The organism is Cellvibrio fontiphilus, from assembly GCF_042646205.1.
In the GTDB taxonomy this organism is placed as follows: Bacteria; Pseudomonadota; Gammaproteobacteria; order Pseudomonadales; family Cellvibrionaceae; genus Cellvibrio; species Cellvibrio fontiphilus_A.
The window spans coordinates 128,768-149,485 of the sequence record NZ_JBHRTF010000016.1; the positions used below are offsets into that span (position 1 = coordinate 128,768).

Consider the following 20,718-nt stretch of genomic DNA (forward strand, 5'->3'; position numbering starts at 1 on the left):
GTTTATTGCTCCCCGCTGTGGATTTTTTTATAGGCATTGGCCGCCGCGATGGGATCGAGCGCGATGGTTTCACCCGCAGTAAGCCCCGCCAGCACCGGGTAATGTTTAGCACTGTTGAGCGAGCCGAGATTGAGTTGGCGAAATTCCAGCGCATTATCTTTAATCGCATAAACACCGCTGACTTCACCGCGCTGGCTAATGCTGCTCGCCGGAATTAATAATTGCTCCTGCTCGCCAGTGACAAAAGCGATTTTTACAAAGGTGCCGGGAAATAAATCGTGATTGCCCTCGGGCAAATTCACCAGCACACTAAACGAATGGGTTTGCGGGTCGGCACTGGGTGGAATACGCAGCTCGCTGCTGTGCAATATCTCGCCGCTGCTTAAATAAATTTGTGCTTGTTTGTATTTACGCACCGGGCCTATGTGTTGCTGCGGAATATTCACTTGCGCGCGCAATTGCTCCAGCGACAAACCAGTCATCAGTGGTTTGCCCGGTGCCACGGTTTCACCCACATTGACTGCGCGGCTTACCACAATGCCGGAGTAGGGCGCATAAATACTGGTGTAAGCAAGGTTTTGTTCGGCTTCACGCAGCGCCGCTTCAGCCGCTTTAAACGCAGCTTGGCTTTTATCAAAATCCGCTTGCGCAATTAATTTTTTGCTGAGCATTTCCTGCATGCGTGTGAACTGCGCTTGAGCTTCATTGAATTGCGCTTGCGCACTGGCGGCGCGGGCTTTTTGTTCGGTGTCGGTAAAGCGAATAATTAAATCGCCCTTGGCCACAAAATCGCCCACATCCACCGGTATTTCCACAATGCGGCCAGAGGTTTGCGCCGAGACGGTGGCTTGGTTAATCGCTTCAATCACGCCGTCGTATGTCACCGTTTGCGGGCTGATTTGTGCTTGCAGCGTGAGTCTTTCCAGCTCGGGAATATTTTTTGCCGCTGCAGGCACAGGGGATTCTTTGCTGCAGGCGGATAACAACATCACTGCGCCGATCATTGCCAAAAGTTTGCTATTCATTGCTAATCCTGTGGAAGGCTCTGTTTAATTGTTACCGCAAGCGCGATTGGCTGGTACGGCTATGTCCATGAGTTTTGGATTGGGCAATTTCAGGTTGTTCATTAGCTCCACGTAAGCCGCGACATCTTTTACTTGCAAACGCGGGTTGTGCGCTTTTTCTTCGCCAAGGGTACTGCGTGTCCAGCCTTTGTAATCGTGGCCGGGGTAAACCCAGGTGGTTGCAGGCAAGGTTAATAATTTGCCAAAAATACTGTCGTATTGATCGCGCGCATTACCGTTTTGGAAATCGGTGCGGCCGGTGCCGCGAATTAATAAGGTATCGCCAGTAAATAAATACTGCTCATCGCCATCAATTAAGTGATAAGTATAGGAGTCATCGGTGTGACCGGGGGTGTGAATCGCCGTAAGCGTTAATTCACCCACCTGAATTTTTTCACCATCGCGCAAGGCGTGGGAAACACAAGTGGAATTAGCTTCTTCACCCAAGAGCGTGGTGCAGTCAGTTAAATCGCGCAGCGCACCAGCGGCGGTAATGTGGTCGGCGTGGGTGTGCGTATCCAGCGCGTAAACCAGCGTTAAATCCAACTCTTGCAGCAGTTGTACGTATTTGGGCAGCTCTTCTTTTACTGTATCAATCAACGCCGCTTTGCGGGTTTTTTCGCAGGCGATGAGATAGGTGTAAGTGCTGGATTCGCGCTCAAAGAGTTGACGGAAAATCATAAGTGCCTCGCATTTTTTTACCCCCTCCCGGCCTCCCCCTTGGCAGGGGGAGGAGTTGACCCCCTCCCAGCCTCCCCCTCATGGAGGGGGAGGAGCTTTTAATTCCTCCCCCTGCCAAGGGGGAGGTTAGGAGGGGGTAAGTGCTGTTGAAAAAAACATTGCTCCTGCTGCGACTAACAAACCAATCGCAAATAATTTCTGTAACCACACGTTGGCAATTTTGTGGCTGACGGCTTGGCCGATCATCATGCCCACCAAACCGCCTGCGGCTACCAATAACAACCAATTCCAATGTTGGTTTTCACTCAGTGCCACATGGCTAATAAAACCTGAGCTGCTAATCAGCGCGATAATAAACAGCGATGTACTCACCGCCTGCGCCATGCTCACCGCGCTTAAGGCCAGCAGTAGCGGCACAATTAAAAAACCGCCGCCAACACCGAACAAACCCGATAACAGCCCAACTACTAAACCGCCAATTAATAAACCGGTTACGCAGCGCGGGCGCAGTTCAAATTGGCCAGTGGGATTCAAATTGCATAAATGATCAGGGCTGGGTATTGCCGCAAAATTACCGGCGCGCACCACACTTGCAGCCTGCGGATTGTTGCGTGCGCTCATCCACATGCGCACGGCGATGATCGCCGCCAACAAACTAAAACCACTGACTAACCACAGTTCATCCAACTGCATGCCCAACCATTTACCCAGTGGCGCGGTGAGCGCGCCGCTCAAGGCCAGAATCAAACCCGGCTTCCACAAGAGCGGCACTTGCTTGCGCGAGACACTATTGCGCAGGCTGGCGTAAATAGTGGTGGCGGCAACTGCACCCAAGGAGATGCCTGTAGCATCTGCCATAGACATACCGCCGAGTAGTAATAACAACGGCACCGCAAACACCGAGCCGCCAGCACCGGTCAGGCCGAGAATTAACCCAATCAATAAACCAATCAGCAGCAACACGTTTATTCCTCAGGTGAGGTGATCAACAGCTCGCGCTATTTATTCCAAGGTGCTTATTTATTCCAAGGAGCCTTGGCAATCAGCATACCCATTGGGCAAATATCGGTGACGCCAGCAAAAATCAAACCCGCTCCCACAAAGGCCGATAAACCGTAAAACGCCGGGTTAAACCAAGTGCCCAATACCGCGCCGGTAATCACCAACAAACCAGCGGCGATGCGTACTTGGCGCTCCAGCGGAATTACTTTTTTGCCAGTGGCCGCAAGCGGAATGTTGGACTGTTTAACCGCGTTCATGCCGCCTTCAATGACTACCAGCTCGGCATTAACTTGGCCTTTAAGTTGATCGGCCGCCATTTCGGCGCGCTTGCCGCCTTGGCAGAGCAAATACACCGCACTGCCGTTTTTGCCGCTCTTGGCGATTTCTTCCTGCAGGCGCGCTGGCGTTAATTCATGCAGCGGGATATGCAAGCAGTCGGGCAGGCCAGCGGCTTTTACTTCGGCGGCGGTACGCACATCCAAAATGCACATATCGGCGCTTTTGTTGGTCATCAAATCAACGGGGTGGATACGTTTATGGCTCATGGTTTTACCTCTTGGTGAAAAATGGTGAGTCAGGTTTTAAACAGTTAGTGCGATACATCAGCCCGGCGGACAGTAAATGGATTGCAGCAGTGCAATCACTTTGGGAGCTTCATCGCCCTGCACCCGGTAAAACACCGTCTGCGCCTCTTTGCGCGTTGCCACCAAACCCGCTTCACGCAAACTCGCCAAATGCTGGGAGAGGGCGGATTGGCTCAGTGGCACCTGTTCGTTTAGCTCGCCGACCGACATTTCGCCTGCCATCAGGGTGCATAAAATCATCAGCCGGTTTTCGTTGGCCAAGGCTTTGAGCAGCGCAGCGGCGGCCTGGGCGTGTTGTTGTAGCTCGGATAAAGGGTTGGTGGTGATTGCAGCTATAGCCATGAAGTAGCTCCTCGTGTTCATGAATAGATTGTATTAGTATTTATTAAATTAGCAATATCTAATTTAGTTATTTTTGATTTAAGGAAAAGGCTACCGGAATGCCATTGTTATATTGGGCGCCAAGGCAATCGGCTCATTCTGGTCTAGGCTGAGATAACCAATGTTGTTGTGCTTGATGGCGCGTAGAAGTGGGGTAGATGTGGATCGCTGGACAAACATTCATGGCTTGGGGCGCTTGCGGCACGAATTTCTCGATCAGGTCTGGCGCAACCTTGCCTGGCTGACCTTGGTTCTGGTTCCGCTCTCTCTGTTTCGCATCAAGTTCACCGGTTGGTTGCCCTTATATGGGGTGCACCTTGTATTGGCTGTCGCTGTGTTATTGATCGCACTTAACCGTAAACGCTTGTCCGTGCGCTACAAAGCGCCGTTATTGGTGGCGGTGTTTTGGGGGGTGGGCATCAGCGGCGTAATCAATTTCGGTTTGGCATCCGCCGGGCTTTGGTGGCTGTTGATGGGGGCTGTGGTCACGGGCGCGGTTTATAACCTGCGTCACGGCGTGATTATGGGGATTGCCGTTTTAGTTGTGCTCTTGTTGTTTATGCTGGCTTTTTCATCCGGCCAGTTAAGCACCAGGGCGGATTTGAATGTTTACAACACCCATCCTGCCTCCTGGGTAAATATGGTGATAGGTACAGCGCTGTGTATTGCGGTCATAGTGCGCTCCATCATTTTGTATCACCAGTCACTGGTGCGTGAGACTGAACATCGCTTTCAGCAGTGGGTGGAGGATATGCCTGCCGCTATGGTGGTATTGGACAGCGACGCGCGGGTTTCCTTTGCCAACGCACCAGCGCGTGAGTTACTGGGCCTTTCCGATAAACCGGGCGTCAGATACCTGGGCAATTTTTATCGTGCGGGTAGCGATACTCTTTATCCGCTGGAAGACTTGCCTATGCTGCGCGCACTCAAGGGTGAGCAGGGCAAGGTGGATGATGTGGAAGTGTTGGTGGCCGGGCGCCGTATCGCCCTGCAAATTTGGGGTAAACCCTGCCTGGACTGGCGCGGCAAGGCGAGTTTTGCTATTGCCACCTTTGAAGACATTACCGAGCGCCGCCGCGCTGAAACCATGAAAAGCGAGTTTGTCGCTACGGTGAGCCATGAATTGCGCACGCCACTGACCTCTATTCACGGCTCCCTGGGGTTGTTGCGGTCGGGTGCGCTGGGTGAGCTGAACGACAAAATGCAATCGGTCGTCACTATTGCCGGCAATAACACTGACCGTTTATTGCTGTTGATCAACGACATACTCGATATCCAAAAAATCACTGCCGGGCATATGAGCTTCAACATAGCGCCGGTGGCGGTCATGCCACTGGTGCGCCGGCAGATGGACGAACTGGCCACCTACGCCAGTCAGTTCGGGGTCAGTTATCGCCTGAGCCTGGCGGTTGCAGAAACAGAAAAGGTGATGGCGGATGAACATCGCCTGATGCAAGCGCTGGGTAACTTGATGTCCAACGGCGCCAAGTTTTCTCCCGCTGGAGGCCTTGTCACCCTTGAGGTGAGCATTCTGGATGAAGATAAGGTTTGTATCACCGTGAGTGATACCGGAACCGGCATTCCCGAGCATTTTAAACCGCACATTTTTGAGCCTTTCAGCCAGGCGGATACCTCCAGCAAGCGCGGCAGGGGAGGTACTGGTCTGGGCTTGGCTATCACCAAAGATTTGATTGAACACCAGCAGGGTGAGATTTCGTTTACCAGTGACCCGCAATTGGGTACTCGCTTTTCTATTTGTCTGCCACGGGTGAGGTGAGGAGCGGCGGGTTTGTCTGGCGCTGAGCAAGGAAGTGTAAAGTCGTAAGTGCTTTTTTGATCTTGTCCTGCCTTTGGCGCGTAGAACCACTATCGATATCAAGAGGTAATGACGATGGCTGGTTCTTATAACCTGGTTTTGGTGTTCGCATCCTACTGTGTGGCGGTCATCGCCTCTTATACAGCGATTTATTTTGGCACCCGTGTGTTTAGCCTGAGCGGTGGTTCCCGCCGTTTTTGGTTGGGTATGGGCGCACTCTGTTTGGGTAGCGGTATTTGGTCCATGCATTTTGTGGGTATGAGTGCCTACACCATGCCAATGCACATGCATATGACCTTCAGCGCGACCCTGACGCTGATCTCCTGGCTGCCGGCGGTAATGGCATCGGCGCTGGCGCTCTACGTTATCACCCTGCCGCAGGTATCCTTTAAAACCCTCGCCTCTAGCGCGTTGATTATGGGCGCAGGTATTTTTGCCATGCATTACGGCGGCATGTATGCCATGCAAATGCACCCCGGTATCGAATACAACACCTTGTTGGTGATTCTGTCGGGGGTGATTGCGGTGGTTGCATCCGGCGCGGCGCTGGTGATTTGCCGCAAGGTGCGCGATGTTCCCCCGCAGTATGCGCTGTTGACCAAGGTGGCAGCCGCACTGGTGATGGGCGCGGCCATTTGTGGCATGCACTACACCGGCATGGCAGCGGCCAGCTACCCCGAGGGCGCAGCCGCACACCCGGACAACCTTTTGCGCGGTGATTGGATGGGCATACCCACTGCGGTAGCCGCCAGTGTGCTTTTGTTGTTGGCGATCTATTCCGCCTATACCGACTTCCGTGCCATGGAGCGCGCCCGTCAGGAGGAGCGCAAGCGCAACGAGGCAGCACGTCAAACGGCCTTCTATGACTCGCTCACCGGGCTTGCCAATCGCTCTTTTTTGGAGGCGAGGGTGCTGGAGAAGCTTACCGTCACCAACCCCGACAACTCCCCCGCACCTTTTATGCTGGTCTATTTTGAGCTGACCGATTATCGCGATCTCTGGCAGCGCCATGGCGAGGCCTATGCCCAGGCGCTGATCAAATATGCGGTGACCGAGTTGCAGGTTCAGCTGCCTACGGCCGAGCTGATTGCGCGCTACAGCGGCAACAGTTTTATGGCGATCCTGCCCTCCAATAACAGCAAGATGATCAATTCGCTCGCACAGCGACTTGCTGGCCGCCTGCAGGCAGTGGTGACTATTCAGGGTCAGCCAACCCTGTTCCAGTGGGGCCTGGGGTACAGCGAGTACCCGGCATCCGGCACCAATAGCCGAAATCTGGTCAGGGCGGCACAGCGCATCCGCGTCTCCTCCGGCGAGGTGGGTGCTGAACTACAGTTGGAGCTGATGTGATTGGCTTCACGTTATTGATAGTTTGATTTTTCACAGGTTTATTCGCGCGCCAGGTTCGCCTGGCGATGTTTTAGTCGAACGTGCCAGCTTTAGCCAAACCCTTGTGGCACAAGGGCTGTAACTGCTGGTATCCATTGAAGGTTTTGCTTGTGTTCGCCCTTGAATGGCAGTGACAGGTTCGATTTTTTTCCCTTTCCCAAGGTGTTAAACCCTTACTTTGCTCACTTTCTAATCTTGTTAGAGTGGGACGACTCGCTGTTTTCCTCTGGCATACACTCATCGCGCTTGGCATATCCAGCCGTACCGGGCCTGCCATTCGACATCCAACAATAACGATGAATAAATGAGGAAATACCAGATGCGAATTACCCAATTCGGTCGGCGGATGCTATTGGCGCTGGTGGCGCTCAGCAGTGTCTCTGCCGCAGCACAAACCATTAATATCAATCCGGTTTCGGCCACTGGCAGTACCAACTTGCAACCGGCCAGCTACGCCATCGATAACATCGGCAATACCCGCTGGGAATCCAATCACGGCATATCGCCCAGTTCACTCACTCTGGATTTAGGGCAGGTTTATAACCTGTCGCAGGTAGTGATTTTGTGGGAGGCCGCCAATGCCGAGCGCTATGAAATTCTCGGCTCCAATAACAATTCGACCTGGACACAACTCGCCTTGCGCACTGGCGGCGCCTTTGGCAACCGCACCGACACTGTGCTGCTTGCGGGCAGCTATCGCTATGTACGCATGAATGCCATCACCCGCAGCGCTGGCAATAACTGGGGCTACTCGATTTTTGAGATGGATGTATTCGGCGCCGTACCGGTCGCTTCATCGTCCAGCGTGTCCTCAGCGAATTGTGCACTTGGCTGCGTGACCACCTTGAATAGCTCCACCATGCGCGCGACGGTAACTGGCGGCGACATAGTGGACATCCACTACACCGTCAACGGCGGCGCCCAGCAAAACGTGCGGATGAACCTCGCCAACGGTGTATGGACTTACGACATCGGCGGCTTGCCGGCGGGCGCGGTAGTCCGTGCCAATTTCACCATTATCAAAAATGGCGCAGGGCAGGATACCGAGTGGAAGAACTACACCCTGGGCGCCGGGTCTTCTAGCCTACCCAGTTCATCGCGGTCAAGCAGTTCTGTTCCCTCCAGTGTCGCGCCCAGTTCATCGCGCCCCAGCAGCAGTTCTGTTGCACCACCCAGTTCCAGTTCGGTGGCCAGCAGTGCACCACTGGGCAACATAGTGCCGCTCTATAACAACACCACGGCGCTGGAACCGGTGATCAAGTTTGATCGCGGCGATGCCCTGGTCACCCGTATCGCCGACCGCGCACGCGACCGCCACGCCAAGGAAAACCATTTCCAAGCTTACGATCACTACCTGACCTTCTACTGGGAGCAGCGCACCGCCACTATCGAGATTGTGGATTACGTCGCCAAAGGCGGCACCAGTGTGCGTATGAACGTAGTGACCCAAGGCCGTTTGGATGACCTGCAAGCGGAGAACCGCTGGTTCTATATCGGCATGAATACCCTCGCCGAATACTGCGGCAACGGGGTGATGAACCGCATCAACGACTTTAACTACTGGAAGGAAGCCAGCTGGAACTGCCGTGAGAATCGCCCCATTCAAATTGGTGACCGCTTGGAGTTTGAACTCAGCCAATTCCTCGACAAAAACAGCGTGATTCGCGGCCGCGACAACTATTACGGCACCACCTATTTATACATAGTCGGGCAGGGCATAGTGCCCTGGGATGTGACCGACAAGGTGCCGTTTGTGGGCGGTGTTTATAAGCAGCGCGATTCCATGCCCATGCCGGTCAATGCCCGTTTGGGTGGCGATACCAGCCTGCACGTACAAATGACCGCTGAACCCGATGGCCACTTCCAACAGATGGCCACCAACCTGAGCGCGGTGAATGGTCAGGCGTTTGTGCTCGGCCGTCGTGTGCATCACACCTCCTTTATTAATGGTGGTCACGACGAAAATCCGGAAAACGGTATTTTCAGTGAGATGGTGGGCAAGTCCGGCACCCGTTATGTGAGTGATCGCTGCTCCCACTGCCATGAACGCAATGGTCGCGCACCCGTGGCGGCGGTAGGTGAGGCACTGGATCGCTGGGTATTTAAAGTCGGTAATGCGCAGGGCAATCCGCATCCACAAATGGGCCGTGTATTGCAACCGCAAGCCAATGGCGGCGCAACCAGCGAGGGCACTCCCTCCATCGCCTTCTGGACTGAGTCGGGCGGTTTGCGTTCACCCAACTACCAATTCACCGGCTTGCGCCCCGAGACTTTCTCAGCCCGTTTGGCGCCGCAGTTAGTGGGTATCGGCCTGCTGGAAGCGATTCCCGAATCCACCATTCTCGCCCGTGAAGATATTAACGACGCCAATGGCGATGGTATTTCCGGTCGCGCCCAACGCATTGCCGATCCGGCCACCGGGCAAACCCGTTTGGGTCGCTTTGGTTACAAAGCCGCCACTACCAGCGTGAAGCATCAAGTGGCATCGGCCTTTAATACCGACATGGGGGTGATGACTTCTATGCTCCCCAACCCGGATTGCGGCAGCAGCCAAACCAACTGTGGCCCGAGCGGTTCGGAACTGGCCAACCAACATTTGGATAATTTGGTCAAATACGTTGCCTTGCTCGGGGTTCGCCCACAGCGCGACTACAACAACGCGCAGGTCATTAATGGTCGTACGGTGTTTAACAATATCGGCTGCGCTGGCTGCCACGTGGAAAGCATGACCACCAGCCAATACCACCCCTTTGCAGAACTGCGTTCGCAAACCATTCGCCCCTATACCGACATGCTGCTGCACGACATGGGCCCCGGTCTTGCCGACAATTTAGGTGAAGGCCAAGCCAGTGGCGCTGAATGGCGTACCGCACCGCTCTGGGGCTTGGGTGTTTCCGCCTGCGTCACCGGCGGTGTGACTGGTCAACCGGGCGGCGTACCTTTTGGGGTGGATGGCAACGAAGTTTGCGTCCCTAAAGCCAGCTACTTGCACGATGGCCGCGCCCGCACCATTGAAGAAGCCATCCTTTGGCACGGTGGTGAAGGTCAGAACGCTAAAAACAATTACTCGGCACTTTCTGCCAGCCAAAAACAGGATCTGCTGCGCTTCCTCCAATCGCTATAAATTTCTGCTAGTGATTTTCTCCCCTCTGCCCCGGCTTGCCGGGGCTTTTTTTGGGCGCTACTTTTTGCGGTGGATGTTTTGGCCTGGAGTGAAGAGCAAGGCGCTCATCAATAGCAGGAGCAAACCGTTTGCTGAGCCGCCGCCGGAAGAAGAGCTTGCTTGTGCGGCGGTGCTACTACTTGCAGCAGCAGTAATACTGCTGCTTGTCGCTATCGATGACGCTGCGGTGCTACTGGTCGATGAAGGCGCTGTGTTGCTGGTGGATGAACTCATTGAACTGCTGCTTGGTTCCGGCAGGGTGGATGTGCGGTCGATTTTTTCCAGCATAATTTGCGCATAGCGTATGCCGAACTCACGCACTGACGCGGTGGAGAAGTGTGCACCATCGCCGGGAATATTGGGTAAACCAGCGGCAGATGCGACGAAGCTGTTGCTTAGCATGCCTGGCAATTTGTTAATTTCCGGGTTGTGCCAGTGACAGCAGCCATTGTAGTCAGCGTAGAGTAATTCCCCCGCGATAAAGGGAACCTCACCTATGTTCAAATCCTCGCGCAAGTTGGTCACGATTTCTTTGACTTTGAATTTCCATTGTTGATCAGACGTATTGCTCTCCCCTTGATGGAATATGATGCCTTTTATCACACCGCGCTCTTGTGCTTTTTTGGCCATATCCAACAGCCAGGCGTAACCACTATTAAATTGCGCGGGAATATCGGCGTTGTTGCGGCCAATGGGTGCAGTTTTTTGATACAGCTCAATAGGCGTGCCAGACACAGCCGCCGGCACCAGTCCGATGGTGACACCGCTCGGCATACCATCCGCCATGGTCTTACCAAAGTAATCGCCCGGCCCCAAGCCGCTCCAGCAGCGGTTCAGTGGTGGTGATGCGGTGTACCAGTTGCCATAGGTCCGTCCCAAATTACTGCAATTTAAATTGGCCATGACTTTCACGCGGTCATTGGTAGTTCTGTCTTGCGCTTCTATAGGTGCTGCTCCCTCCATATTGGATTGGCCAAACAGCAGGTAAATATGGAAGTTTGGATCGGGTTCTGCCTTAACAAAAATAGCGATTGAATACAGGGTTATCAGAGTTAAGCCTTTAATAATGTGTTTTCTAGAGCGGCGAAGTTTGATCGACATAGAAAATATTCCGGAGCGTTCACAATGTTATTGATCGTTATTGATGACTACCCTCGTTAGTCTGGGTAGTGGGCGGAGCTTAAGTGGGCGGGTGTTGAGACGCTTGGCGGAATCACCGGAAGAGTTGCACTTTGTAAAAATTGATAGTTTTAATGCGGAAACTGCAGGTTAGTTGGTCAAGTTTTAGCGGTTGTTTACATTTATCCTCAATTACTGATGATGGCTGTCACTCTCGCCCGGGGGTTGATGGTGCTAAGTTGTCAGCTCACCCTCAATCACGGAGAGACACCCATGAGCGATAAAGTCATCCCTAAAAACCCCAGCATTATTTCCCATGTGTCGGTCGGTACTAACGACTACGAAGGTGCACGCGCTTTTTACGATGCGGTGCTGCCCGCGTTGGACATCAACATTATTATGGAGCACCCCGGCGCTACCGCTTACGGCCGGCTCTACCCCGAGTTCTGGGTGCAGCTCCCCCATGACGGCAAACCCGCCAGCGTGGGCAACGGTTTCCACATAGGTTTTATCGCCCAAAACAAAGAGCAGGTGCACAGCTTTTACGAAGCCGCCATAGCTGCAGGTGCTATTTGCGATGGCCCACCCGGCCCGCGCCCACTTTATGGCGAGCCTTATTACGGCTGTTTTGTGCGCGATTTGGATGGCCACAAAATAGAAGCCGCTTTTTGGGATGAAGCCTTGGCTGCAACGCTTTAGGGTTAGGTAAGTGGGTGTCGGGCCGCCTCGTTATTTGCAGGCGGCTCGGCGTATAATGCGCGCCTTTTCCCATTTCCAATGATCGATTCGCAAAAAGGCCGTTTCATGTCTGAAGTCCGCACCCGTATTGCCCCATCGCCCACCGGCGATCCCCACGTAGGCACCGCTTATATCGCTTTGTTCAACCTGTGTTTTGCCCGTCAGCACGGCGGCAAATTCCTGTTGCGCATTGAAGATACCGACCAAACCCGCAGCACCCCCGAATCCGAACAGGCGATTCTGGACAGCCTGCGCTGGTTGGGTTTGGAATGGGACGAAGGCCCGGACGTAGGCGGCCCACACGGCCCTTATCGCCAAAGCGAGCGCATGGATATTTATGGCAAATACGCGATGGAGTTGGTCGAAAAAGGCCACGCGTTTTATTGCTTCGCCACCGCCGAAGAGCTGGACGATATGCGCCGCGAACAACAAGCGCGCGGTGAAACACCCAAGTACGATGGTCGCGGTTTGAAATTATCGCCCGCTGAAGTGCAGGCAAAGCTCGATGCAGGCGAGCCTTACGTGATCCGCATGAAAATCCCGGAAGAGGGCGTGTGTGAGATCGACGATATGCTGCGCGGTAAGATCGAGATCGAATGGTCGCAAGTGGATATGCAAGTGCTGCTCAAAGCCGACGGCATGCCCACCTATCACCTCGCCAACGTGGTGGATGACCACCTGATGCAAATCACCCACGTGATTCGCGGTGAGGAGTGGATCAACTCCGCGCCCAAGCATTTGAAACTCTACGAATATTTCGGCTGGCAAGCGCCGGTGCTGTGCCACTTGCCGCTGCTGCGCAATCCGGATAAATCCAAACTCAGCAAACGCAAAAACCCCACCAGCATTCTCTATTACAAGCGCATGGGTTATCTGCCCGAGGCGATGCTCAACTACCTCGGCCGCATGGGCTGGTCAATGCCGGACGAGCGCGAGAAATTCACCCTCGCCGAAATGCAGGAACACTTCGACCTGCTGCGCGTGTCCCTCGGCGGCCCGATTTTCGACGTGGAAAAACTCAGCTGGTTAAACAGTCTGTGGATTCGCGAAAACTTCACCCTGGAACAACTCGCGCAGCGCCTGCACGACTGGGCACTGAATAAAGACATGCTGTTACAAGCGCTGCCTTACGCCCAATCGCGCATGACCACCCTGAGCGACTTTGCACCGCTTGCCGGTTTCCTCGTCAGCGGCATGATGCCTGTCACCGAAGCGAGTTTTGCAGCCAACAAGCTTGATATCGAAAAACAAAAGGAATACCTGCAATTCGCCCTCTGGCGTTTGGAAGCCCTGCGCACCTGGGAACGCGATAGCCTGTTTGCCGAACTCAAACTGCTCGCCGATCAAATGGGCATCAAAGTCAAAGACGCCATGGCCCCGATATTTGTCGCCATCGCCGGCACCACCGCCAGCTTCCCGGTAGTGGACTCCATGCAAATCATCGGCCCCGACATGAGTCGCGCCCGTTTGCGCCACGCCATCAATGCCTTGGGTGGCTTTGGTAAAAACAAACAAAAAGACTTGGAGAAAATCTTCGACAAGTTAGGCACAGCGCCAGAGGAGCCAGCGGTTAATAGTTAACCGCTTGATTTCCCAATAAAAAACCGGAACGCAAGCGCAAAACTTTTGCTTGACACTCCGCAGGCCGCTGCATAAAATGCGCGCCACTCAGAGACAGGATGTCAATGATCTGGGGCTATAGCTCAGCTGGGAGAGCGCAACACTGGCAGTGTTGAGGTCAGCGGTTCGATCCCGCTTAGCTCCACCAAAACATACGTTGTAAATCAACGACTTAAAAACCCGCTCAAGAGCGGGTTTTTTTATGTCTGCAATTTAAGTCCAAATACGTAAACGCATGTAATGCTCATTATTCTCTCGTTTTCCCATAATACCATCTTGTAATTCTTGACTCTCAAGCCGCAGTCTAAGTGTTTGATTTCCAGTTGGGCTGGTAATGTGCTTATTCATAAAATGTAATAAGACATATGAGCTAAAAATTAAGCAGATTGGTGTTGTGATGTATCAAGTAGATGCTTCTTCCTTTCAAGTTATTTAGTATTAAGGATTAGATGGCACGAATTAAGGTATTTACGTGTTTATGGTTGAGAGAGCAGTTGCCTGATCAGATTGATGATTTATTTCATCTCAATGGCCCCTCTTCCTGTAAAAAGATAGTGAATATTTGGTGTATGGGATGAATTCTAATAAAAAAGAGAAGGGCAAATGAATAAGACACAGCTTCAAAAAATATTTATAGAAAACTTTAGGGCTTTGAATGGCGTAGAGATTGAGTTCGCTGATCATATCACTGTTATTTGTGGGAAAAATGGTACATCTAAATCATCTATCCTTGGAATAGCTGCGCAGATTTTTAGTTTTGAAAAAGATTATGTGAAAAATGAACAAATATCATTTCAGCAAATAAGTGGTGCAGGATTTAAATCTCAGTATAGAGACCACTTTAGAATGTCTGATGCTTTTGATTTGCCGGGATCAATGAAAGTCGATATTGAACTGAACGATGGATATACCAGACGAGCAGCAACTGGTAAGCTCGAACTTATGAGGCGTGGTGAGTCTCCCCGACCTGTTGTGCGTAACAATAGCACTGCGACAGGTAATACCAGCAGAAATTTTACCCATCCTGTGATTTATCTGAGTTTAAAGCGTCTTTTTCCAATAGCAGATAGAGAATATAACGTTATTAACTTCGATTACTTGCGCGAGCACGAGCAGGAATTTATTGATTTAACAAATGAGTTGCTTAATAGAGATTCTGCTCGTGCAACAGGAACAGGAGGGACGATAAGTTCAGCTGTGGCTCACGGCGATAATTATGATCAGGAGTCAGTTTCTGCTGGTGAGGATAACGCCGGACAGATTGTCTTAGCGATAATGTCATTTCGCAAATTGAAAGAGGAATATAGTGATTATAAAGGCGGCTTGCTGCTGATAGATGAGGCAGATGCTAGCTTGTTTCCGACTGCACAGATAAATCTTTTAAAAATACTTGAAAGAGAGTGCAGGGATCTAGATCTTCAAGTTGTAATGACATCTCATTCGCCCACTCTAATTGAGTATGCATTCGAGCAAAGTCAAAAATTTAGGAAAAGGTATAAGACGATTTATTTGAGCAATACTTACGGTACTGTTCAAGTTATGCAGGATATGTCTTGGATGCAAATAAATGCAGATATTCACACTCGAACTATTGCCTTGAGTCCAGATGTGTCGCTACCAAAGATCAATATTTATTTTGAGGATAATGAAGGGTTTGATCTTTTTAAAGCCATATTATTTAGACAGCCCATTAATAAATTTATTAATCCTCTGAAAGAAATAACGCTAGGCTGTTCAAATTATATTAACTTAATTCAAAAAAGAGTTGCCGAGTTTTCACAAAAGAGTCTGATTTGCTTGGATGCTGATGTTAGAGATGCCCAAAGATACGAAACAGTAATTCTTCTGCCTGGGCATTTGCCACCAGATCAGCTTATTTTTGAATATTTGTATAATCTTCCTGCTGATCATTCTTTCTGGAGAAATCCGCAACAATTTACTCGACAAGTTTTCACTAATGCAGCTAGTGAGTTGATAAGTACGCTATCTATTCGTGGTGCTAGTGTGAACATAGAAGAGCGGATTACCACATATCAAGCTAATCAGAATCAGGCTGCGGCTAAAAAGCCTCGTGAGATGTTTAAACGCTTCTATAAAGAGGAAACAATTAGAGCTTTTATCGAGTCTAAGCAGCCATGGAATAGTTGGATATCAGATAATCGTGAAAGTTGTGATCAGTTTTTATCAAGCTTGTTAGTCAAATTGCGTAAAGTTATGAAGAGTGGACATTCGGTGGATGAAGCAAAGTTGGTTTCGTTGAGAGTTCAATTGAGGGGGCGATAACATGTTTTCAAATAGATTGTATAGCCCCTTGCGTTATCCTGGAGGGAAAGCCTCTTTCGCGCCTTTTATTGCTGGTGTTATGGAGGCAAATGGGTTAAGCAAAGGACACTATCTTGAGCCTTACGCTGGCGGTGCTGGGGTTGCGCTTGAATTGCTTTTTCATGGACACGCAGCTCATATTCATATAAATGATATAGATCCCGCTGTGCATGCGTTTTGGGTATCTGTTGTCAGTCATTCGGAAGAGCTTTTAGAGCTGCTAAATGCTACCCCTATAAATATGGATGAGTGGTTCAAATGGCGTTGTGTGCTGCGTGAAGAAATTTCAGCCACTATTGTTGAAAAAGGTTTCGCGGCCTTATTTATGAATAGAACAAATCGTTCCGGAATTTTAAAAGCTGGTGTTATCGGCGGAAAGAGTCAGGCTGGTGTATATAAGTTGAACGCAAGATTTGATAAAGATAAGATTTCAGAGAGAATCTTAAAAATAGCAGAGAGAGCTGAAAACATAACGGTATATTGTGAGGATTCTTTAGAGCTACTTAGGCGTTGCGAGGAATTTTTGCCTGACCGTTCTCTGATTTATCTTGATCCACCATATTATGTTAAAGGCAAAGGATTGTATCGTAACTATTATAAGCACGACGATCATTTGATGATTGCAGAAACCCTTAAAAACTATAAATTTCCGTGGGTTGTATCTTATGATAATGCTGAAGAAATTTGTGAAATGTATCAATTAAGTAAATCGTTGACCTACGGATTGAATTACACCGCGCAACGTCGATATGTTGGCAATGAAATTATGTTCTTTAGTCATAACTTAATTGTGCCAAACATGAAAATTCCGCAGACAAAATTGGTTAGTTGAGTAAATACAATTTAATGAATTTAAAGCTTCCTCTTAATTATTAATTGCGTACTGTTATTGACAGAACTCCAAGGGTGGCGCGTTCGCGCCACTTAAAGCTAAACCCATCCCGAAATCATTTTTCTTAGTTGATAAATCCACTGGGCGAACAATCCATTTGCGGATGTGGGTTTTAATCGTTTCAATTCCCTGAAAGCAAAGCCCGATTAATTTCTTGATGGCTTCGCCATATTTGTTTGGTGTTTCCTTGGCAACATGTAAAGCGCTCAAAGGTTGGTTTTTGAGTGGAACGCAGGCGCCGCCAGACAACTCAACGAAGGTTTTAAAGTCGCCTTTATCGCAGGCATCGATAATTGCTTTTAGTTGCTTGCTGCCAATGCGCTCCATCCAGTACAGGCTTATACCCAGCGGGGCACGAGGTTGATATTCCGTTGCTGATCAGTGAAAAACAACGGGAATGGGATGATCTCCAATCCTTACAGTTCGGCAATACTGCTGATGCAAATAGTTTGAATGACTACTCCGGGTTTGCAGCGCAAGCTGGTGGTGGATTCACGCAGTTTACTTGCACAAGGTGAGATTGATTTATTGGGAGTGGGTGATATAACAAAATGCGATTTCATTCTTGGTAAAGAATGATTGGGCGGGCCGTTTAATGTCAGGATAAAATAGGTTTCAATTGCTACTTATTGGATGGCGTTTTGGGCACTTATAATAATGAATTCAAATTTCCTTAATTTTCATGATGCGGTATTAATCCTTACATTTATTGAATGCCTTTTTATTGTTGGGCTACTTAAAGTATTGCCGACTGCAAGGCCTCAATCCCGCAACATATTGTCGTTCTTTTTTATTCTTAATGCGCTTTGGGTTATTGTGACTTTATTGTCATGGAATGATGAGCTTAAGAAGTTATGGATTAATACCACTTTATTTACGCCTGTATTAACTGCCTTTGCCCTTCTGTTACAGGGGCCATGCCTTTATTTATATTTTCGCTCGCTAGTAGAAACTATTGATTTCAAACACTGGAAACTGTGGTTGCATTTATTGCCATTTGGTGTGGTGGCCTTGGCGATTATTGCTTTTGATGTGAATGGTGTTGCCTGGATTTTGAAATCGCCTATGCCTGCTGAAACCGAAGCTGCCGCGAGGTTTGCGTGGACTATTATTCGCTGCCTGCCGATTATTTATATTATTGCCTGCTTTTCACTCATACGGCGCCTGCATGAACAGCAACACCATTTGTATTCGGTTGTCTCTCCGGCCAAATTTAAACTGGATTATTTTGTGTTGTGGAGTTTTGTTACTCACTGGGCATGGGCATTTTTCCAATACCTGGTGGGCAATTTTTTGAGCGAGGAAGTGAACGATATTATTGGCAACTGCGAGGATTACCTGGTGGTAGTGCAATTAAATGCGTTGCTGGTATTGGGTTTGATTAATGCCAGGGAGCTGCTAAATATTAGCCCCTATGATGCGAAGAAAGTGGTTAATCAGCCGCTGGATGAATCAAAAATCGAATTAGTAGAGCGCGTTATCAATGAGAAAAAAATATATTTGGAAAATAATATTAACCTTGAGCGCTTTGCTGAGGCTGCGGGTTTAAAGCCGCGCGTGCTTTCCTCTATATTGCATGCACATTACAAACTGAATTTTTTTGATTTTATTAATGGTTTGCGCGTGGAGGAGGCTAAACGCTTACTCGCTGATCCAGCCATGGCTGAAGTGTCGATTCTGGATATTATTTATAAATCCGGCTTTAACAGCCAATCCTCTTTCCAGCGTATTTTTAAACGCGCTACCGGTTGCACGCCTACTGAATACAGGCGCACTGCACGCAGTGAATCGCAGGTGTCTTGAGCGGTTTCAGTAAAAACGGTTGCACAGCGTGAGTGTGCAACCTTAATCGCAAAACCTTGATCACCAGCGGTTAATAATTAATTGTTGGGATTGCCTGAACAGCCGGGCAGGGTGAAGCCTGATCCCGAATTGCCCGTGAAACCAAAACTGGTGGATGCACCGGCCCCCAGATTCCCGTTGTAACCCACATTAATGGCCGTCACGTGAGTGGTGCCGTTGCCGCTGAATGTTGCGTTCCAGGCGCTGGTGATTTGCGCGTTCTGGGCAAAATTCAAATACACCTTCCACCCGCTTACGGCTGGCCCATTGTTGGTCACTCTCACGTCTGCCTGATAACCACCAGTCCAGTTTCCGGTGCGAGTAACTGTGCAGGTAAATTGGGAGGGGGCAGCACTGGAATTGCTGCTGGATGCTTGACTACTGGACGGGGCACTAGCGGATGCCGGGCTACTGGACAGCGCTGTGCTACTCACCGCTGACGAGGAGGAGAGGGCGGTAGTTGACTCACCAAACACGGATACCTCCCACAGCGAGTAGCCCCAGGCCGGGTTGGCTTTTCCCGTCATATTGATGCGCAGATAACGCCCTTGGCCGAGGAACGACAGGTTCTCTGTTCCACCCACGCCGTTGCTCTTGCTGAAAATGGCGCTGGAAAAATTAACATTATCGGTGGACACCTGAATCTCATAAGCCGTTGCGTAGGCCGCTTCCCATTGCAGGCGCGCGCCTGTCAAATCGTAATAGCCACCCAAGTCGATAGTCACTGCTGCACTGGGCGCGTTCAATGCAGAGGCCCAGCGTGTTGTGCTATTGCCATCCACCAATCGGCTCGCCTCATAACCGGCGCCCTCAACCGAGGTAGTGCTAACGGTTTTGCCCTGCGCAATATTGATTGGCCCGGCGGACGAACTGGAGTTGGTTGCGTTGAAATCGGGCAGTTGGTCAATGGAAATCGTTCTGCTACTTGCCATGGCTGTGCGCCAGGAATTTTCGCAGCCTTTTACATCGCCCGAACTCGGTTGGCCCTGTGTGCGGTAACAATCGCGGAATGCCCACACTACAGAGAATGAAAAAGGCGGTTCCGTGGCCGGGTTTAGCGCGTTAAAGGTTTCGGCGATGCCGAGGATTTTATTGTTGCCTATGGCTCTGAGCGTGTTGTAATCCGTCCAGCTTTGGTAGTAGTCGGAGGTGACGGCATCCACCATGTTGTCGCCCGGATACCAGTCGCGCATATTGCTGCGATAGCCTTCAGTGCTGGCCATGCCGTTAAATACCCAGAGCACATTGTTTACGCCCTGGGCATTGACCCGGTCGTATATTAATTTCCATAAACGCTTGTAGTTGTCAGTGCCTTTTTTGGCCCACCACATAAAGTTGTCGTTGGCTTCGTGAAGCGGGCGAAACAGCACTGGAACCCCGGCATCGCCCATTTTTTTCAATTCACGGGCAACAACATCAATGTCCTGATACAGCTTGGAGTTGGGGTTATTCATGTCCTGATCAAAGGCGCAGTCGGTGTAATACTCGCCACCGCGCGGGCATTTCCAGTGCCACTGAAACGCCACTATGCCTTTTCTGACCTTGGCAAAATCGATGGCTTTTTGGGTTTCCGAGGTGTCGCCATCGGTGTAGCGATAAAAATCAAAGGCCACAATTGCCGGGTAGCGCCCGGTCCATTGCTGGACTTTGTCGGCATCGGGCATGTCGGTTTGACCGGAAATGTAAGTGTTGTTTTTGAGATAACAGAGCAGGTTTTTGGCCTGCAGGTTAGCGTCCGGGTCTGCCGGCGTTTGGCTGCAGCTTTGCTGGGCATTGGTGGTTGCTGAAAACAGGCCGCTTGCGGCGCCCAGCATCAATATTGAAAAAAGTTTTTTGTTCATGAGTAGTCCGCCTTGATAAAAGAAGCCCGTCCCTGGACTTAAAAGTGGCTCTTTGCACCCAGGTTACCCAAACAACCTGAGTGGAATGAGTCATGGGGTTTTTACAGTGGTGGATAGGCGTTGTTCAGCAACACTTGGAAGCCCTCTTTGAACCAGCGCCCGGCAACCGGTGCATTAGGCATAGCGCCGGTAGTGGTGCCCGCGGCATTGGTGAAGGTTGGGTCACAGTTGCGGTCGAAACCTTTGGCTGGATCTTGTGGATCA

17 protein-coding genes and 1 tRNA gene are annotated in these 20,718 nt (G+C 50.5%); 10 read left to right on the forward strand and 8 right to left on the reverse strand.

The window, feature by feature from the left end:
- Nucleotides 1-2 precede the first annotated feature (2 nt).
- The 5 genes from ACFODX_RS17345 to ACFODX_RS17365 form a co-directional block, all read right to left on the reverse strand.
- Entirely contained in the window at nt 3-1,025 is a 1,023-nt protein-coding gene (locus ACFODX_RS17345) for an efflux RND transporter periplasmic adaptor subunit (RefSeq protein WP_378121482.1), read from the reverse strand.
- Between the two features lie 24 nt (nt 1,026-1,049).
- Nucleotides 1,050-1,745, reverse strand: a complete 696-nt coding sequence (locus tag ACFODX_RS17350; RefSeq protein ID WP_378121484.1) for an MBL fold metallo-hydrolase — start codon at nt 1,743-1,745, stop codon at nt 1,050-1,052.
- Nucleotides 1,746-1,871: 126 nt separating this feature from the next.
- Nucleotides 1,872-2,708, reverse strand: a complete 837-nt coding sequence (locus ACFODX_RS17355) for a sulfite exporter TauE/SafE family protein (protein ID WP_378121486.1) — start codon at nt 2,706-2,708, stop codon at nt 1,872-1,874.
- 53 nt (nt 2,709-2,761) lie between these two features.
- Complete coding sequence (locus tag ACFODX_RS17360; RefSeq protein ID WP_378121488.1) at nt 2,762-3,292, reverse strand: rhodanese-like domain-containing protein; 531 nt, start codon at nt 3,290-3,292, stop codon at nt 2,762-2,764.
- 57 nt (nt 3,293-3,349) lie between these two features.
- A complete protein-coding gene (locus ACFODX_RS17365) occupies nt 3,350-3,673 on the reverse strand; it encodes an ArsR/SmtB family transcription factor (RefSeq protein ID WP_378121491.1) in 324 nt (107 codons plus the stop codon).
- A gap of 199 nt (nt 3,674-3,872) precedes the next feature.
- Between ACFODX_RS17365 and ACFODX_RS17370 the strand changes: the two genes are divergently transcribed.
- From ACFODX_RS17370 to ACFODX_RS17380, 3 genes are all read left to right on the forward strand, one after another.
- A complete protein-coding gene (locus ACFODX_RS17370; protein WP_378121493.1) occupies nt 3,873-5,489 on the forward strand; it encodes a sensor histidine kinase in 1,617 nt (538 codons plus the stop codon).
- 114 nt (nt 5,490-5,603) lie between these two features.
- Nucleotides 5,604-6,878: an MHYT domain-containing protein gene (locus tag ACFODX_RS17375; protein WP_378121495.1), complete on the forward strand. Its 1,275-nt coding sequence runs from the start codon at nt 5,604-5,606 to the stop codon at nt 6,876-6,878.
- Nucleotides 6,879-7,236: 358 nt separating this feature from the next.
- On the forward strand, nt 7,237-10,041 hold the full coding sequence (locus tag ACFODX_RS17380; RefSeq protein WP_378121497.1) for a di-heme oxidoredictase family protein: 2,805 nt from the start codon (nt 7,237-7,239) through the stop codon (nt 10,039-10,041).
- Nucleotides 10,042-10,098: 57 nt separating this feature from the next.
- Here ACFODX_RS17380 and ACFODX_RS17385 read toward each other — a convergent pair whose 3' ends face one another.
- Nucleotides 10,099-11,181: a sialate O-acetylesterase gene (locus ACFODX_RS17385; protein ID WP_378121499.1), complete on the reverse strand. Its 1,083-nt coding sequence runs from the start codon at nt 11,179-11,181 to the stop codon at nt 10,099-10,101.
- Between the two features lie 291 nt (nt 11,182-11,472).
- Between ACFODX_RS17385 and ACFODX_RS17390 the strand changes: the two genes are divergently transcribed.
- From ACFODX_RS17390 to ACFODX_RS17410, 5 genes are all read left to right on the forward strand, one after another.
- Nucleotides 11,473-11,898, forward strand: coding sequence for a VOC family protein (locus tag ACFODX_RS17390; protein WP_378121501.1), 426 nt, complete (start codon nt 11,473-11,475; stop codon nt 11,896-11,898).
- Nucleotides 11,899-12,003: 105 nt separating this feature from the next.
- Complete coding sequence (gltX, locus tag ACFODX_RS17395; protein ID WP_378121502.1) at nt 12,004-13,518, forward strand: glutamate--tRNA ligase; 1,515 nt, start codon at nt 12,004-12,006, stop codon at nt 13,516-13,518.
- Between the two features lie 111 nt (nt 13,519-13,629).
- A tRNA-Ala gene (locus ACFODX_RS17400) sits at nt 13,630-13,705 on the forward strand.
- Nucleotides 13,706-14,160: 455 nt separating this feature from the next.
- Entirely contained in the window at nt 14,161-15,840 is a 1,680-nt protein-coding gene (locus tag ACFODX_RS17405; RefSeq protein ID WP_378121504.1) for an ATP-dependent nuclease, read from the forward strand.
- A gap of 1 nt (nt 15,841) precedes the next feature.
- Nucleotides 15,842-16,711: a DNA adenine methylase gene (locus tag ACFODX_RS17410; RefSeq protein WP_378121506.1), complete on the forward strand. Its 870-nt coding sequence runs from the start codon at nt 15,842-15,844 to the stop codon at nt 16,709-16,711.
- 54 nt (nt 16,712-16,765) lie between these two features.
- Here the strand turns inward: ACFODX_RS17410 and ACFODX_RS17415 are convergent, their stop codons facing one another.
- A complete protein-coding gene (locus ACFODX_RS17415) occupies nt 16,766-17,098 on the reverse strand; it encodes a hypothetical protein (RefSeq protein ID WP_378121508.1) in 333 nt (110 codons plus the stop codon).
- A gap of 126 nt (nt 17,099-17,224) precedes the next feature.
- On the opposite strand from ACFODX_RS17415, the gene ACFODX_RS17420 reads away from it, so the two are divergent.
- Nucleotides 17,225-17,350, forward strand: coding sequence for a hypothetical protein (locus ACFODX_RS17420; protein WP_378121510.1), 126 nt, complete (start codon nt 17,225-17,227; stop codon nt 17,348-17,350).
- Between the two features lie 198 nt (nt 17,351-17,548).
- Nucleotides 17,549-18,574: a helix-turn-helix transcriptional regulator gene (locus tag ACFODX_RS17425; protein WP_378121512.1), complete on the forward strand. Its 1,026-nt coding sequence runs from the start codon at nt 17,549-17,551 to the stop codon at nt 18,572-18,574.
- Nucleotides 18,575-18,651: 77 nt separating this feature from the next.
- Here ACFODX_RS17425 and ACFODX_RS17430 read toward each other — a convergent pair whose 3' ends face one another.
- Nucleotides 18,652-20,454, reverse strand: a complete 1,803-nt coding sequence (locus tag ACFODX_RS17430) for a glycosyl hydrolase (RefSeq protein ID WP_378121514.1) — start codon at nt 20,452-20,454, stop codon at nt 18,652-18,654.
- Between the last annotated feature and the right edge of the window lie 264 nt (nt 20,455-20,718).